Genomic DNA, 1512 nt, shown 5'->3' with positions numbered 1-1512 from the left:
GCCGAGTTGGCGAGCAACCAGAAAAGAACGCCAGCGGCAAACCTCAATCCGTCACCGTTTCCACGATTTCGATCCCGAACCCCTCGACGCCGCCATAGTGCCGCTCCCGCGAGGCCAGCAGGCGGATCGTGCGGACGCCGAGATCGCGCAGGATCTGCGCGCCGAGGCCGATCTCCAGCCATTCCTCCTTGCGGCTTTTCGCCGTCCCGTGCGCCTCGCGCTCTTCGCCGAAAGCTGCAACGGCCTCGTTGCGCGGGCTGGCCTCGCGGGCGACGCCGACCGACCCTTCCCGCAGATAGACCAGCACGCCGCATCCGCCTTCGTTGGCGATACGTTTGAGATAGCGATGCAAACTGGGCGATGCGCCAAAGGTGTCGTCCAGCACGCTTTCGATCTGCAGGCGCACCATCACGTTCGTGCCGTCACCGATGTCGCCATAGACGATGGCGAGGTGCTGCATCGTGTCCATTTCGGCGCGATATGTCACGGCGCGGGCGGTGCCGTTGGGCGTCTCGATGGTTTCGTCCTTCACCGCCTCGACCAAGTTCTCGCGACGCTGGCGGGAGGCGATGAGGTCCGCAACCGTGACGGTCTTGAAGCCTTTTTCGGTGGCGAAGGCGTCGATCTGTGGGCCGCGCATCACCGTGCCATCGTCGTTGACGAGTTCGGAAATGACGCCCACCGGCGGCAATTCGGCAAGACGGCACAGGTCCACGGCGGCTTCTGTATGGCCGGAGCGCAGCAGCACCCCGCCTTCGCGCGCCACCAGGGGGAAGATGTGGCCGGGACGCACGAAATCCGACGCGCCCGAATTGGGGTTGGCCAACCCGCGGACGGTGGAGGTGCGCTCTTCCGCCGAGATACCCGTGGTCGTGTCGTGCTTGTAGTCGACGGAGACGGTGAAGGCCGTGGAATGGGGCGCGTCGTTGTCCGCCACCATCGGCGTTAAATTAAGCCGCCGCGCCTCGGAGGCGGGCATGGGTGCGCAGACGATGCCGGACGTGTGACGGATGATCGTCGCCATCTTCTCCGCCGTGCAATGCACCGCCGCCACGATCAGATCGCCCTCGTTCTCCCGGTCGTCATCGTCCATGACGACGACGATTTCGCCTGCTGCAAAGGCGGCGATGGCCGCTTCGACGCGTTCGATTTCGGTCATGTTCTCATACTCTCAGCTGTCATCCCGGGCCTGACCCGGGACCCAGAGCCGCTTGCTGTGGTCTTGCGGCATGTGTCACCGTTATCGCCATGGAACCCGACCATCACTATTTCACATACATCCTTGCATCCGACCGCAATGGAACCCTCTACACCGGTGTCACAAACGATCTGAACCGCCGCGTCATCGAGCATCGAAGCGGTGAAGGTTCCAAGTTCGTGGCCCGTTACGGCGTTACCCGTTTGGTGTGGTTCGAAGAACATTCCGACATCGAAGAAGCGATCCTTCGGGAAAAGCGGATCAAGCGATGGGCGCGGGCCTGGAAATTGGAACTGATCGAGGCGGGCAATCCT

General features: G+C 63.0%; 2 protein-coding genes. One reads left to right on the top strand and one right to left on the bottom strand.

Going from position 1 to position 1512, the window contains the following annotated elements:
* Positions 1 to 43: 43 nt before the first annotated feature.
* Positions 44 to 1159: a 3,4-dihydroxy-2-butanone-4-phosphate synthase gene (ribB, locus tag WBA11_RS11645; RefSeq protein ID WP_424520853.1), complete on the bottom strand. Its 1116-nt coding sequence runs from the start codon at positions 1157 to 1159 to the stop codon at positions 44 to 46.
* Between the two features lie 89 nt (positions 1160 to 1248).
* Between ribB and WBA11_RS11640 the strand changes: the two genes are divergently transcribed.
* Positions 1249 to 1512, top strand: a 264-nt coding sequence (locus WBA11_RS11640; RefSeq protein ID WP_424520852.1) for a GIY-YIG nuclease family protein, incomplete at its 3' end; no start/stop codon positions are given.

It is taken from the genome of Rubrivirga sp. (genome assembly GCF_049648075.1).
GTDB lineage: Bacteria > Bacteroidota > Rhodothermia > Rhodothermales > Rubricoccaceae > Rubrivirga.
The sequence above is the reverse complement of the archived record's forward strand: the minus strand, read 5'-3'. Positions and strand labels throughout refer to the sequence as shown.